A 13,048-nucleotide genomic window follows, 5' to 3' on the forward strand; every position below is an offset into this window, starting at 1 on the left:
CCGTGTTCTCCAACTACCTGATCGGTCTGCGCGAGGGCCTGGAAGCCAGCCTCGTCGTCTGCATCCTGATCGCCTACCTGGTCAAGACGGACCGCCGGGACGCGCTCAAGCCCATCTGGATCGGCATCGGCGTCGCCGTCGCCATCGCCCTGGGGTTCGGCTGCGCGCTCGAGTTCGGCTCCCAGGAGCTGACGTTCGAGGCGCAGGAGGCGCTCGGCGGCTCCCTGTCGATCCTGGCGGTCGGCCTGGTGACGTGGATGGTGTTCTGGATGCGGCGCACCGCCCGGCACCTGCGGTCGGAGCTGCACGGCAAGCTGGACGCCGCCCTCCAGATGGGCACCGGCGCGTTGGTCGCCACCGCCTTCCTCGCGGTCGGCCGGGAGGGCCTGGAGACGGCCCTGTTCGTGTGGGCGTCGGTGCGCGCGGCCGGTGACGGCACCCCGCGCCCGCTGGTCGGCGTGGCCCTGGGCATCCTGACGGCGGTCGTCCTGGGCTGGCTGTTCTACCGGGGTGCCGTGCGCATCAACCTGGCCAGGTTCTTCACCTGGACCGGCGGCATGCTGGTCGTGGTGGCGGCGGGCGTACTGGCGTACGGGTTCCACGACCTCCAGGAGGCCGACTGGCTGCCGGGGTTGACGAACAAGGCCTTCGACATCACCGGGACCATCCCTCCGGACAGCTGGTACGGCACGCTCCTCAAGGGTGTCCTCAACTTCCAGCCCGACCCGACGGTCCTCCAGGTCACGGTGTGGCTGCTGTACCTGGTCCCGACGCTCGCGCTGTTCCTCGCCCCGGTAGGGTTCGCCTCCGGGAAGGGGAAGGTGAAGGAACCTGATGAGCCTGGATCGCGGCCCTCGAAGGCTCCGCAGTCTTGACCGGAGCGCACTGATAGCAGCGTCGGTGACCGCTTTGTCGTTGACTGCGAGCGGATGCATGGTGGTGCACGGGGAGCGGGAGGTGCTCCCCGCGACCACGCAGGCGGAGGCCGGCAAGGCGCTCCGCCAGTTCACGGCCGCGTACAACAAGGCCGACAAGGCGTACGACAGTTCCCTGGACGCGGACCATGTCACGGGCGCCCTGGAGGACATCGACCGGGCCCGGCTGAAGGCGGGTGCCGCGAACAACCCGGGCGGCAATCCGGCGCACACGCCGCTGGAGTTGTCGGACGCGAAGTTCACCATCCCCAAGAAGGCTGGCTGGCCCCGCTGGTTCGTCGCCGACGCGGCCGGCAACAAGGGCGGCAGTGTGCGCTGGCTGTTCGTGTTCACCCGGGGCGGCCTGGACGAGCCCTGGGAGGCGGCGTACCTGACGCTGGTGGCGCCCGGCAAGGTCCCGGAGTTCAAGAAGGACAAGGACGGCTGGGCCGAGGCGGTCGACGTGAACTCGGCCCGACTGGCCGTCAAGCCCGCGGACTTGGGCGAGCAGTACACGACGTACCTGAAGAACGGCGGGGACGTCTTCGCGGACGGCGCGCAGACCAGCGTGTGGCGTGCGGAGCGCAAGAAGGACGCCAAGAGGCCGGGTCTGGCCACCCAGTACATCGACGAGCCGTTGGCGAGCGGTGACTACGCGCCGCTCGCGCTGCGCACGGCGGACGGCGGGGCGCTGGTGTTCTTCTCCACGCACCACTTCGAGAAGCAGACGGCCTACCCGGGTTCCTCGATCCCCACGCCCGGCGACGACGTGCTCGCACTGACGAAGGGCGAGATCAAGCAGTCGTTCACCATGGAGTTCGTCTCCAACCAGGTGGCCCTGGACCCCGGGAAGGGTTCGGACGACCAGGAGGTGTCGGTGCTGGGCCGGATCCAGGGCATGACGTCGGCGCAGGGCGAGTAGGACGGCCGAAAAGCCCAGGCGGGCTTCGGTGGTCGGCGCCGTCGGGAAGCGGGTCCTCGGGTCCCGTGATCGCGTCGGTGTGCCCGCGACGACATCGAATTCGCCCCCGCGTCGGTGCGCCCGCCACGACATCGAACTCGCCGCCCGGCCGTGCCACCGCTTCGCGGTGCCTGACGCACGCTCAGCGGCTCAGCGGCGCGACGGCCAGCCGGAGTTGGCGTGGTCGGATTCCTCGCCGATGTAGCGGGCGCAGGCGTCGGTGAGGATCTCCAGGAGGGTCAGCGGGTCGGGCAGCGGGTGCTCCAGACCGCGGACCCAGTGCACGGACTGGTGGTCGCCGGGGAGCCGGGCGGGCGGGACGAGGACGTAGGAGCCGCGGCAGTGCCAGCGCAGGCCGGGGTGCTCGTCCATGGTCTCGGGGTGGCAGTCCAGTTCACAGGGCCACCACTCGTCCTCGTCCTCGGGGGTGCCGCGGGTGAGGGTGAAGAACAGCAGCCGGCCGTCGTCGCTCTCGGCGACCGGACCGACCTCGATGCCGGAGCCGAGCAGCCGCTCCAGCGCCTCCCGGCCCGCCTCCAGGGGCACGTCGAGGACGTCGTGCACCATGCCGGTCGCGGTGATGAAGTTGGCCTGCGGCTGGTTGCGGGCCCAGCGCTCGATCTGGGCGCTGTCGGTGGTCGACTGGGTCTGCCAGGCGAACGACAAGGGGTGCCGGGCCGGGGTGGGGCAGCCGACGCGGTCGCAGGAACAGCGGAAGTCCGCGGTGGGATACGCGGCGGGCGCGAGCGGCAGTCCCGCTCCGGCGGCATCGAGCAGCAGGGCCTCACGGCCACCGTCCCCGGCGGCCTCCTTCGGGCGGCGTCCGCGCAGCCACTGGGAGATTTTGCCCTGCCGGCCTGAGCGGCCACCGAACTCCGCGCTCATCTATCTCCTCGCCTCGCCGTCGTGCGGAACAGCATGCCCTATGGTCCCACTTTCCCGCGCTTCGGGGGTGCCGGAGCCGACAAGAGGGATGGGTGGGGCGAGGCGGGCCGTCGCGGGGATCGAGTGTCATTGGCGGCTTTGTCATGATTTCGCGCCCTACCGTGGTCGGCATGGTCACTTGGATCGCGTTGACCGGTCTGGCCTCCGCGGCCTCCGTGGTCTCCCTGGCCCTCACCGGGCCGGCGAACCCGCTGGAGTGGGGCCTCGGGCCGCTGACCGTGGACTCGCTGCCCCGGATCACCTACGTCGCGCACCGCGGCGGTGCGCGCGAGGTGCCCGAGAACAGCATGTCGGGGCTGATGGCGGCCTATCGGCGCGGTACGGCACAGGTGCTGGACCTCGACACGCAGGTGCTGCGCGACGGCACGCCCGTGGTGCTGCACGATCCGACGCTGAACCGGACGACGTTCCTCGGCGGCGAGGTGCGCGGGCTGGGCGCGCGGGACTGGCGGGGGGTGCGGCTGCGCCCCCGGGGCTCGCTGCCCGGGAGCTGGCGGTCGGAGCGGCCGCCCACGGTGGCGGAGGTGCTGGACCGCCTCGGGGGGCGGATCGTGCTGATGCTGGAGGCGAAGGACCCGCGCGGCCTGGACCGGCTGGCGGGGATGATCCGCGCCCGGGGTCTGAACCGCTCGGTGTTCGTGAACTCCAACGACCCCGAGGTGGCCCGGCGGGCCCATGACCTGGGTCTGCTCTCCCAGCTGTGGCGCTCGGCCGAGCAGCTGCGCGGGGACCGCCCCGAGCGCTGGCGGCCCTACGTCGATCTGCTCGACGTCGACCACCGGGCGCGGGACGCCGACCTGCTGCGGGCGGTGCGCTCGGGGATCCCGCGGGTGTGGGCGCACACCGTGCTCACTCCCGCCGAGCGGGACCGGGTGCTGGCCCTGGGCTGCGACGGGATCATCACGGACGCGCCGGGCCTGCTCGCCCGGCATCCCGCGCGGAGGGCCTCAGCGGGGCGCGATGCCGTGGAGGGCGTAGTCGACGAGGGTGTCGGTGTACTCGTGCGAGAGAGGGCCGGAGTACTGGAGCCAGCGCTGCGCCAGGGGTGAGACGAAGAGTTCGAGGGCGATGCGCGGGTCGACGTCCGGGCGGACCTGGCCGGCGTCCTGCGCGGAGCGCAGCCGCTCGACGTACAGCTGGAGCGAGGGTTCGAGGAGCTTGGCGACGAAGGTGCGGCCGAGCTGCTCGTTGACCACGCCTTCGGCGGCCAGGGCGCGGGAGGGCGCCTCGAAGCGGGGGTTCTTCAGTTCGTCGACGGTCGCCCGCAGGACGAACTTGAGGTCGGCCGCGATGTCGCCGGTGTCCGGGAAGACGTGCGGATCCCGGTCGGCCGCCGCCTCCCGGCTCGCCTGCTCGCTCAGGTCGAGGAAGGCGTCCATCAGCACCTCCGCCTTCGACGACCACCACCGGTAGATCGTCTGCTTGCCGACGCCGGCGCGGGCGGCGATGCCCTCGATGGTGGTCTTGGGGTAGCCGGCCTCCACGACGAGCGCGATCGCGGCGTCGAAGATCGCACGGCGGGACTTCTCGCTGCGGCGGGTGGCGTCGGGGGCGGGCTTCTTGAGCGTCATGGCTCGAAGTTATCAGTTGACAAGACGCCGCGTCTCGCCGGACAGTGGTGAGCATACGGCGAGACGATACGTATCGTCATGGACGGTACGCGGGAAGGTAGGTGAACCGATGACCCGAGGCGGATCGGGAAACATGCTGGGAGTCGGCGGCACGCGCAGGAACCTCGGCCGTGCGGCCCTGCGGGGCGGGGAGCGAGGCGGCCGGATCGGCGGTGGGCTGGACTCGCGGGCGCAGAAGCGGGAGCTGCTGCGCAAGCTCCAGGAGAAACGACCGGTGGATGTGGAGACGGGGGTGGAGGAGGAGTCGGCGGAGGCCACCGGCGAGGCGTCGCCGTGACCGCGGGACGGGTCGTTTCACCGGTCAGAGGCGGCGCGGTGGCCGGCCGTGCGATGCCGGGCGGCTAGTGGCCTGGCGGCGGGCGGCTGGTGGTCCGCGGGCGGGCGGCCGGTGGTGTGCCGGCGGGCGGCTAGTGGTCCGCGGGCGGGCGGCTGGTGGTGTGCCCGCGGGCCTGGTGGTGTGCCGGCGGGTGGCTGGTGGTCCGCGGGCGGGCGGCTGGTGGTGTGCCGGCGGGCGGCTAGTGGTCCGCGGGCGGGCGGCTAGTGGTCCGCGGGCGGCCAGGGGTCGCCCCAGTCCGCGTCGCGGGCCGCCTTGTACAGGTCCCCGTGGCGTTTGGTGACCGTGCGGCGGGCCAGTCGTTCCTCGGACTCGCACAGGTCGAGGAGTACCTGGCCCTTGCGGATCTGGGGGCGCCGGACGACCCGGGAGGGGGCCGGTGCGACCGGGAAGCGGGCGGCGGCCACGTAGGCGAACTTCTCGTCCTCGTAGGCGAGGGAGCCGCCCTTGACCTGGCGGTGCAGGGAGGAACGGCTGACCCGCGCCGAGAAGTGGCACCAGTCCTCGCCCGGCACGATCGGGCAGGCGGCGCTGTGCGGGCAGGGCGCGGCGACGTGGAAGCCGGCGGCGACGAGACGGTCGCGGGCCTCGATGACGCGGGCGTAGCCGTCGGGGGTGCCGGGTTCGACGATCACGACGGCCTGGGCGGCGTCGGCGGCGGCGTCGACGAGGGTGGCGCGGTCGGGGGCGGTGAGTTCGTTGAGGACGTACGACACCGTGACCAGGTCGGTGCTGTCGAGGGTGAGCGCCGAACCGATCCGGGCGCGCCGCCAGTTCGCGTCGCGCAGCGCCGGGTTGGCGGCGGCGACCTCCCGGCCGAGGGCGAGGGCGGGCTCGGCCCAGTCCAGCACGGTGACGCCCCGCTCGCCGGGCCAGGTGGCGGTGACGGCCCAGGTCGCAGCGCCGGTGCCGCCGCCGACGTCCACGTGGCTGCCGGGTGCCCAGTCGGGTACGGCCTCGGCGAACGCCTCCAGCGCGGCGTGCACGGCCTCGAAGGTGGCGGGCATGCGGTAGGCGGCGTAGGCGGCCACGTCGGCGCGGTCGCGGAGGATCGGGCTGTCGGTGGGGGTGGCGCCCCGGTAGCTGGCGATCAACCGTTCCACGGCCTGGGCGGCCTGCCGGGGCGGGAGGCCGTCGAGCAGGGCGGCGAGGGCCGTGCGCAGGGTTTCGGCGGGTGGTACGGCGTCGTTCACCCGGCGATTCTAAGTGGACCGGGGTACCGGCGGACCCTGCTGGGGGCTCCGCCCCCAGACCCCCGGACCTTCGCCCACCCACCACCCGACCCGGTCGATCGAGAGACGCCCGTCGCCCTTCCGCTCGACTCGCTCGACTCGCTCAACTCGCTCGAGTCACTCAGCCGAGAAGCGGCCGAACCGCTCGCCACCCGTCCTCAACCCGACCGGCCGAGACGCAGCCCTCCCCCGCCTCCCGGCTCCACAACAAACCGCCCCTAAGCCCCCCGCACCGCCCTGGCCACCCGTGTCCCCACCCCTGCCCGTGGTCTGCTGTCCGGGGGGCGGCGGCAGGGGTGGACCGTGTTGGCCAGCAGGACGCAGAACGTGTCCGTCGCCTGGTCCAGGACCAGGGACGTTCCGGTGAAGCCGGTGTGGCCCGCCGCGCCCCGGCCCGCCAGTTCGCCCATGAACCACGGCTGGTCGAGGGCGAAGCCGAGGCCCGGTGGGGACATGAGGAGCTCGACGAAGTCGGGGCCGAGGATGCGGGCGGGCCCGTACGCGCCGCCCGCCAGCAGCGCACGGCAGAAGACCGCGAGGTCCCGGCCGGTCGAGAACAGGCCCGCGTGGCCGGCCACCCCGCCGAGCGCCCAGGCGTTCTCGTCGTGGACCACACCCCGCAGCATCCCGCGGTCCGCCTTGGCCCACGGCCGGCGCTGGTCCTCCGTGGCCGCCGCGCCGGGGCAGGGGCCGAAGCCGGTGGACGTCATGCCGAGCGGGCGGGTGATGCCGTCGTGGACGAGGACGTCGAGGCCACGGCCGGTGATGCGTTCCAGGACGTGCTGGAGGAGGAGCAGGTTCAGGTCGGAGTAGGTGTACGTGCCGGGCACGCCGACCGGGGGCTCCGCGCGCAGCATCGCCAGGCGCTGGGCGTCGTCGGCACAGTCGTACAGGGGAAGTTCGGGCCGCAGGCCGGAGGTGTGGGTGAGCAGTTCGCGGACGGTGATCCCGTGTTCGGCGGCCGCCCGGAAGTCGGGCAGGTACGCCCCGACCCGCGCGTCGATGCCGAGGGTGCCCCGCTCGATCTGCTGCACGGCCGCGACCGACGTGAACAGCTTGGTGAGGGAGGCCAGGTCGAAGGGGGTGTCGACGGTCGCCGGGATGCGGGCGTCGGGCGGCAGTTCCACGCCCCGGTCGGTCACGGGGTCGTAGGAGGCGTACCGGACGGCCCAGCCCGCCGCCTCCTCCACGGCGATCACCGGCCCCCGTCCGACGACCACGACGGCACCCGCCGCCCAGGGGCGCTCACCGGCGGTCAGGTCGTGGACCTGCCGGACGATCTGCCGGAGTTCCTCGGGGTCGAGCCCGGCCCGTTCCGGGGAGTCGCTGCGCAGTCTCGGCGCGCTCAGCTCTCCGCTCCCTCCACACTCGCACGTCTGTTCCAAGGACGGCACATAATCACGAAGCAGGCACCCGCCACCAGTACGGCACCCAGTTGGACGAGCGCCAGCGGCACGGCGGTGCCCTCGCCGCCGATCCCGACCAGGGGCGCGGCGACCGCTCCGACGAGGAAGGACGAGGTGCCCAGGAGCGCCGAGGCGGAGCCGGCCGAGCGCTCGACCCGCATGAGGGCCAGCGCCTGGGCGTTGGGCATGGTGAGCGCGATCGCGGACATCACCACGAACAGCCCCGCCGCGATCGGCACGAGCCCCACCTCGCCGAAGACCCCCGCGGACATCAGCAGCAGCGCGACCGCGGCGAGCCCGACGACGACGAGCCCGACGGCGAGCACCTTGTCGAGGCTGACCCGGCCGACCAGGAGCTTGCCGTTGACCTGGCCCATGATCACCAGCCCGACGGAGTTGAGGCCGAACAGCAGGCTGAAGGTCTGCGGGGAGGCGCCGTAGATCTCCTGGATGACGAACGGGGACGCCGAGATGTAGGCGAAGATCACGACGAAGGAGAAGCTGCCGGTCAGGACGTATCCGGTGAAGACGCGGTCGGCGAGCAGGGCCCGCATGGAGCGTACGGACTCGGCGAAGCCGCCGTCGTGCCGGTCGGCCGGTGCCAGGGTCTCGGGCAGCCTCGCCCAGACGACGGCGGTGAGCACGATCCCGATCACCGCCAGGACGACGAACACGCCCCGCCAGTCCGTCACCCGCAGGATCTGGCCGCCGACGAGCGGCGCGGCGATCGGGGCGACTCCGGAGATCAGCATGAGGTTGGAGAAGAAGCGGGCCATGGCCACGCCCTCGTAGAGGTCGCGTACGACGGCTCGCGCGATCACTATCCCGGCCGCGCCCGCGAGGCCCTGCGCCAGCCGGAAGGCGACCAGGAGCTCGACGGTCGGTGCCAGGGCGCACACCGCGGTGGCGAGGACGTAGACGACCAGGCCGGCCAGCAGGGGGCGCCGGCGGCCCCACCGGTCGCTCATCGGGCCGACCACGATCTGCCCGAGCGCCATGCCGACCAGACAGGCGGTGAGGGTGAGCTGCACCGTGGCGGTGGGCGCGTGCAGGGAGCGGGTGACCTCCGGGAGCGCGGGGAGGTACATGTCCATGGCCAGCGGGGGCGTGGCGGTCAGACCGCCGAGGACGACGGTGACGAGCAGGCCGGTGCGGCGCGGTCCGCGGCCGGCGGGCCGTGTTCCGGGTACGGCGGCGTGTGACGTGTCCGGTGTCGACGCCCCGTGCTCGGGCATGAGCCCCTCCCTCTCCGACCTCTCCGACTGATCCGCCACCTATGCTCTCAGCTCGTACACGGTGACGAGGTTCGTGTGAGCGAGGGTGGGACCGGGATGACGGAGCAGAAGGTGCGCTGGGGGATCCTGGCGACGGGTGGGATCGCGGCGGCGTTCACCGCGGACCTGGTGGATCTGCCGGACGCGGAGGTCGTCGCGGTGGCCTCGCGGACCGAGGAGTCGGCGAAGGCGTTCGCGGAGCGGTTTGGGATCCCCCGCGCCTATGGCAGCTGGGACGCGCTCGCCCAGGACGAGGACATCGATGTCGTGTACGTCGCCACCCCGCACTCGGCTCACCGGGCGGCCGCCGGGCTGTGCCTGGAGGCCGGGCGGAACGTGCTGTGCGAGAAGGCGTTCACGCTGAACGCCCGCGAGGCCGAGGAGCTGGTCGCGCTGGCGAGGGAGCGCGGGAGCTTCCTGATGGAGGCCATGTGGATGTACTGCAACCCGCTGATCCGGCGACTGGCCGACCTGGTGCGGGACGGCTCGATCGGCGAGGTGCGCAACGTCCAGGCTGACTTCGGCCTCGCGGGCCCCTTCCCGCCCACCCACCGGCTGCGTGACCCCCAACAGGGCGGCGGCTCGCTGCTCGACCTCGGCGTCTACCCGGTGTCGTTCGCGCACCTGCTGCTCGGGGAGCCGTCGGACGTCGCGGCCCGCGCGGTGATCTCCGACGAGGGCGTCGACCTCCAGACCGGGGCGCTGCTCTCCTGGGACAGCGGCGCGCTCGCGTCGGTGCACTGCTCCGTCATCGGCGGTACGGCCACCACGGCGTCCGTCACCGGCTCGCTGGGCCGCATCGACATCCCGTACGGCTTCTTCCACACCGACCGTTTCGTGCTGCACCGCGACGGCCGCGACCCCGAGGAGTTCGTGGCCGGCCCGGCGGACGGCCCGCGCGGCAGCCTCAAGCACGAGGCCCGCGAGGTGATGCGGGCCCTGCGGGCCGGCGAGACGGAGTCGCCGCTCGTCCCGCTGGACGGCACGCTCGCCGTGATGCGGACGCTGGACACCATCCGGGAGCGCATCGGCGTCCGCTACCCCAGCGAGACGGGCGAGCCGGAACTCACCCCGGTGGCCTGAGCGCGCAGGCCTCGCGACGTCCGACACCTCCACGACGTCCGAAGCCTTCGCGACGTCCGACACCTCCGCGACGTCCAGCACCTCCGCCGCCTCCGCCATCTCGCCCACCTCCGCCATCTCGCCCACCTCCGGCACCTCGGCACCTCGGCCACGCGAGGCTCGCCTACGCTGCCGCCCATGAATGCCATGCAGACGGACAACCGGACGACGACGAGGACCGCCGTGGTGACCGGCGCGGGCTCCGGCATCGGCCGCGCGGTCGCCCTGGAACTGCTGCGCGCGGGCTGGTCGGTGGCGCTGGCCGGCCGTCGGCTCCAGACGCTCCAGGAGACGGCGGCCCTGGCGCCCGACGGCGCCTCGGTCGTCGTCGTGCGCACCGACGTGTCCGAACCGGAGGACGTGGCCGCGCTGTTCGCCGCCACCGTGGACGCCTTCGGGCGCGTCGACCTGCTGTTCAACAACGCGGGGACCTTCGGTCCTGGTGGGGTGCCGGTCGAGGAACTGCCGTACGACGCCTGGCGGCACGTGGTGGACACCAACCTCAACGGGGCGTTCCTGTGCGCGCAGGCGGCGTACCGGCAGATGAAGGAACAGGACCCGCGGGGCGGCCGGATCATCAACAACGGGTCCATCTCCGCGCACACCCCCCGGCCGCACTCCGTCGCCTACACCGCGACCAAGCACGCGCTGACGGGACTGACCAAGGCGCTGTCCCTGGACGGGCGGCCGTACGACATCGCGGTCGGGCAGATCGACATCGGCAACGCGGCCACCGACATGACCGAGCGGATGCAGACCGGAGCCCTCCAGGCCAACGGGGAGATCGCGCCCGAGCCCGTGATGGACGTCGCCGACGTGGCGCGCACGGTCCGGCACATGGCGGAGCTGCCACTGGCGGCGAACGTGCAGTTCGCGACGGTGCTGGCGACGGCGATGCCGTACGTGGGGCGCGGCTGAGCCGTCCGCCCGGATGGTCGAAGCGTCAACTTGCACAAACGGAATTGATTACTCCGCCCCATTCGGGCCGATGGCGGGCTTATGCTCTTCATCGTCTCCACAGGAGCTTCACACTTGGGGATCCGGCTTCCGCCGACCTCTCCGAGGGGGGAGACGGCAGTCGTTCCACCGCACCGGGTGGGGGTGGACCTCGCGGGTGACCGCGAGGTACGCACCGGTGCGCGCGTGGAACGGCTGCCGTCTACATCAGCCTCTTGACCGGCTTCTTGACCGGCTTCTTGACCGGCTTCTTGACCGGCCTCTTGATTCAGTCTCTTGATTCAGCCTCTTGCCACCGACATGACCGAGCCCGAGCGGCTGCAGGCCGGAGCGGGTCACCGCCCGAGAATCCGGTCGACCTCGGCCATCTGCTCGGCGGTGAGCGGCCCCTTCTCGATCGCGCCCGCGTTCTGCTCGGCCTGGGCGACCGAACGGAAACCGGGGATCGGGACGGTGCGCGGGCTGCGCGCCCACAGCCAGGCGAGGGCGCCCTGGGCGGGCGTACGGTCACCGCTGGTGAGCACGTCCTTCAGCGCGTCGACACGGGCCACCCAGTCGGTGGCGGCCCCGGCCCCCTCCTCGAAGCCCTGCAGCCACTCCGGCGGCCGGCTACGGATGTCCCCGGCCTCCAGGGCGCCTTGACGCCTGCCGGACAGCAACCCCATGGCGAGGGGGCTCCGGTTGATGCTGGCGAGGTTCAACTCCTCGCACAGCGCGATCATTTCGGGCGCGTCCTGCAACACGTTGACCGCGTGCTGTACGGCCGCGCAGTGCTCACCCTCCGCGAAGACGGCGGCGCGGGCCGGGTCGTCGGTGCTCCAGGCGTACGCGCGGATCAGCCCCTCCCGCACGAACTCCTCGCACGTGTCCCGCAGTACGGCCGCACGCTCCGGGTCGGCGTCCGAGAGGTGCAACTGGTAGAGGTCGACGTGATCGGTGCCGAGGCGGGTGAGAGACGCCGTCAGCGCGCGGCGGGCGTAGGCGGGAGTGTCGTCGCCGCCGGTGAGGGTGCGGGTGGCCTCGTCGAAGACGTTGCCCCACTTGGTGGCGACGACGACGTCGTCCCGGCGCTTGCCGAGGGCACGGCCGAGGACGCGTTCACTGTGCCCGGTGCCGTAGGTGTCCGCCGTGTCGAAGAAGGTGACGCCCAGGTCGAGGGCGCGCCGTATCGCCCGTACGGACTCCTCGTCGTCGACCTTGCCCCAGCCGAGCGGCTGTCCGTCGGGCGCCTGCCATTCACCGCCGATCGCCCAGCAGCCGAAGCCGAGCGCGCTGACCTTGATTCCGGTACGGCCGAGGGTCCGTGTGGTCTCCATGCCTGCGAACGTTAGGAGTTGGAGTGCACACGAAGGCAAGGGCCGGGCGGTATTCGGTGTCGGGGTCGGTGGCGACTGTCGACGCCGTCGCCGGTGTCGGCGTCAGGGTCGGCGTCGGTTATGCCTGATTGGCTACGCGCGGTTGGCTACCCCTGGTTAGTTACGCCTGGCCGGTCTCGAAGCGGGAGATCCGGCCGTCCTCCCCGACCGTGAAGGTCCACCGGGTGCGCATCTCGCCCCAGGTGTCATTGCTGTAGCGGGCGAGGAGAGCGCGGCCGCCCTGGGACTCGTTGTCGACCTGCAGGTGGCCGTGGGAGGTGAAGATCTCCCGGTCGACCCACTCCCCGAGGTCACGGTCCGACCCGTCGTCCGCCATCGTCGCGCCGGGGGCGAGGACCTCCAGGAAGGCCTCGCGGTCATGGGCGTTGACGGCGGTGACGAAGGCGCGGACGGCAGGGTCGCTGAGTCTGGCGGTCTGAATCGTCATGCCAGTCAGACTCACACCGTGCCAGGGGCCGCGCCAGCCGAACGCCACCCGAACGGCGCCTCGGGATGGGTCGGGAGGTGTGAGGGGTGCGACGGTGGAAACGCGGAACTGTCCGTCCGTTCCCTTCTTTCTGTCCGCACCGGGAGACATCGTGACCTCTTACGACCGACGTGATCTGGGCCTGCTGCTGCTCCGGCTGGGCACCGGCGGGGTACTGGCCGCGCACGGCGCGCAGAAGCTGTTCGGGTGGTTCGGCGGGCACGGCCTGGAGGGCACCGGCCAGTTCTTCGAGTCGGTCGGGTACTCGCCCGGCAAGGAGAGCGCCGCGGCGGCGGGCCTCGCCGAGGCCGGTGGCGGCACACTGCTCGCGCTGGGCCTGGCGACCCCGGCGGCGGGCGCGGCGGCGGCCGGTGCGATGGCGGGCGCGGCCGCGGTCCACACCCCGAACGGCTTCTTCAACCAGGGCGGC

Annotated in this window: 14 protein-coding genes; 7 read left to right on the forward strand and 7 right to left on the reverse strand. The window is 72.3% G+C overall.

Annotated elements, in window-relative coordinates:
- The first annotated feature begins 2 nt into the window (after positions 1-2).
- Positions 3-875, forward strand: a complete 873-nt coding sequence (gene efeU, locus AQJ84_RS10490; protein WP_030039188.1) for an iron uptake transporter permease EfeU — start codon at positions 3-5, stop codon at positions 873-875.
- On the forward strand, positions 835-1,836 hold the full coding sequence (locus tag AQJ84_RS10495; RefSeq protein WP_078631716.1) for a hypothetical protein: 1,002 nt from the start codon (positions 835-837) through the stop codon (positions 1,834-1,836). The genes efeU and AQJ84_RS10495 overlap by 41 nt, the downstream gene beginning before the upstream one ends.
- 189 nt (positions 1,837-2,025) lie before the next feature.
- On the opposite strand, the gene AQJ84_RS10500 is transcribed toward AQJ84_RS10495, so the two are convergent.
- A complete protein-coding gene (locus AQJ84_RS10500; RefSeq protein ID WP_030039186.1) occupies positions 2,026-2,760 on the reverse strand; it encodes a bifunctional DNA primase/polymerase in 735 nt (244 codons plus the stop codon).
- Positions 2,761-2,930: 170 nt separating this feature from the next.
- On the opposite strand from AQJ84_RS10500, the gene AQJ84_RS10505 reads away from it, so the two are divergent.
- A complete protein-coding gene (locus AQJ84_RS10505; protein WP_078631774.1) occupies positions 2,931-3,869 on the forward strand; it encodes a glycerophosphodiester phosphodiesterase in 939 nt (312 codons plus the stop codon).
- Here the strand turns inward: AQJ84_RS10505 and AQJ84_RS10510 are convergent.
- Positions 3,768-4,391, reverse strand: coding sequence for a TetR/AcrR family transcriptional regulator (locus AQJ84_RS10510; protein WP_030039185.1), 624 nt, complete (start codon positions 4,389-4,391; stop codon positions 3,768-3,770). The two genes, AQJ84_RS10505 and AQJ84_RS10510, sit on opposite strands and share 102 nt — an antisense overlap.
- A 109-nt stretch (positions 4,392-4,500) precedes the next feature.
- On the opposite strand from AQJ84_RS10510, the gene AQJ84_RS10515 reads away from it, so the two are divergent.
- Positions 4,501-4,728 carry a DUF6243 family protein gene (locus AQJ84_RS10515; protein WP_128092224.1) on the forward strand — a complete coding sequence of 76 codons (228 nt, stop codon included), beginning with the start codon at positions 4,501-4,503 and terminating at the stop codon, positions 4,726-4,728.
- A 260-nt stretch (positions 4,729-4,988) separates the two neighbouring features.
- Here the strand turns inward: AQJ84_RS10515 and AQJ84_RS10520 are convergent, their stop codons facing one another.
- The 3 genes from AQJ84_RS10520 to AQJ84_RS10530 all read right to left on the reverse strand — a co-directional run bounded on the left by AQJ84_RS10520 (position 4,989) and on the right by AQJ84_RS10530 (position 8,658).
- Positions 4,989-5,978 carry a small ribosomal subunit Rsm22 family protein gene (locus AQJ84_RS10520; protein WP_030039183.1) on the reverse strand — a complete coding sequence of 330 codons (990 nt, stop codon included), beginning with the start codon at positions 5,976-5,978 and terminating at the stop codon, positions 4,989-4,991.
- A 257-nt stretch (positions 5,979-6,235) separates the two neighbouring features.
- On the reverse strand, positions 6,236-7,411 hold the full coding sequence (locus AQJ84_RS10525) for a serine hydrolase domain-containing protein (protein WP_030039182.1): 1,176 nt from the start codon (positions 7,409-7,411) through the stop codon (positions 6,236-6,238).
- Complete coding sequence (locus AQJ84_RS10530) at positions 7,363-8,658, reverse strand: multidrug effflux MFS transporter (protein ID WP_030039181.1); 1,296 nt, start codon at positions 8,656-8,658, stop codon at positions 7,363-7,365. The genes AQJ84_RS10525 and AQJ84_RS10530 overlap by 49 nt, the downstream gene beginning before the upstream one ends.
- A 96-nt stretch (positions 8,659-8,754) precedes the next feature.
- On the opposite strand from AQJ84_RS10530, the gene AQJ84_RS10535 reads away from it, so the two are divergent.
- Entirely contained in the window at positions 8,755-9,780 is a 1,026-nt protein-coding gene (locus AQJ84_RS10535; protein ID WP_030039180.1) for a Gfo/Idh/MocA family protein, read from the forward strand.
- 177 nt (positions 9,781-9,957) lie between these two features.
- Positions 9,958-10,737 (forward strand): SDR family oxidoreductase, encoded by a 780-nt coding sequence (locus tag AQJ84_RS10540; protein ID WP_053190744.1) that lies wholly within the window; start codon positions 9,958-9,960, stop codon positions 10,735-10,737.
- Positions 10,738-11,111: 374 nt separating this feature from the next.
- On the opposite strand, the gene AQJ84_RS10545 is transcribed toward AQJ84_RS10540, so the two are convergent.
- Both AQJ84_RS10545 and AQJ84_RS10550 read right to left on the reverse strand, forming a co-directional pair.
- Entirely contained in the window at positions 11,112-12,092 is a 981-nt protein-coding gene (locus AQJ84_RS10545) for an aldo/keto reductase (RefSeq protein WP_030039179.1), read from the reverse strand.
- A gap of 160 nt (positions 12,093-12,252) precedes the next feature.
- Positions 12,253-12,579 (reverse strand): hypothetical protein, encoded by a 327-nt coding sequence (locus AQJ84_RS10550; RefSeq protein ID WP_030039178.1) that lies wholly within the window; start codon positions 12,577-12,579, stop codon positions 12,253-12,255.
- Between the two features lie 151 nt (positions 12,580-12,730).
- On the opposite strand from AQJ84_RS10550, the gene AQJ84_RS10555 reads away from it, so the two are divergent.
- Positions 12,731-13,048: DoxX family membrane protein (locus AQJ84_RS10555; protein ID WP_159042788.1), on the forward strand; the 318-nt coding region annotated here is incomplete at its 3' end.

It is taken from the genome of Streptomyces resistomycificus (genome assembly GCF_001514265.1).
In the GTDB taxonomy this organism is placed as follows: Bacteria; Actinomycetota; Actinomycetes; order Streptomycetales; family Streptomycetaceae; genus Streptomyces; species Streptomyces resistomycificus.

Excerpts from the sequence above, each read along its gene's own strand:
- AQJ84_RS10495 (WP_078631716.1), top strand. The coding sequence starts at position 835 with ATGAGCCTGGATCGCGGCCCTCGAAGGCTCCGCAGTCTTGACCGGAGC.
- AQJ84_RS10500 (WP_030039186.1), bottom strand. The coding sequence starts at position 2,760 with ATGAGCGCGGAGTTCGGTGGCCGCTCAGGCCGGCAGGGCAAAATCTCC.
- AQJ84_RS10505 (WP_078631774.1), top strand. The coding sequence starts at position 2,931 with ATGGTCACTTGGATCGCGTTGACCGGTCTGGCCTCCGCGGCCTCCGTG.
- AQJ84_RS10510 (WP_030039185.1), bottom strand. The coding sequence starts at position 4,391 with ATGACGCTCAAGAAGCCCGCCCCCGACGCCACCCGCCGCAGCGAGAAG.
- AQJ84_RS10515 (WP_128092224.1), top strand. The coding sequence starts at position 4,501 with ATGACCCGAGGCGGATCGGGAAACATGCTGGGAGTCGGCGGCACGCGC.
- AQJ84_RS10530 (WP_030039181.1), bottom strand. The coding sequence starts at position 8,658 with ATGCCCGAGCACGGGGCGTCGACACCGGACACGTCACACGCCGCCGTA.
- AQJ84_RS10535 (WP_030039180.1), top strand. The coding sequence starts at position 8,755 with ATGACGGAGCAGAAGGTGCGCTGGGGGATCCTGGCGACGGGTGGGATC.
- AQJ84_RS10540 (WP_053190744.1), top strand. The coding sequence starts at position 9,958 with ATGAATGCCATGCAGACGGACAACCGGACGACGACGAGGACCGCCGTG.
- AQJ84_RS10545 (WP_030039179.1), bottom strand. The coding sequence starts at position 12,092 with ATGGAGACCACACGGACCCTCGGCCGTACCGGAATCAAGGTCAGCGCG.
- AQJ84_RS10550 (WP_030039178.1), bottom strand. The coding sequence starts at position 12,579 with ATGACGATTCAGACCGCCAGACTCAGCGACCCTGCCGTCCGCGCCTTC.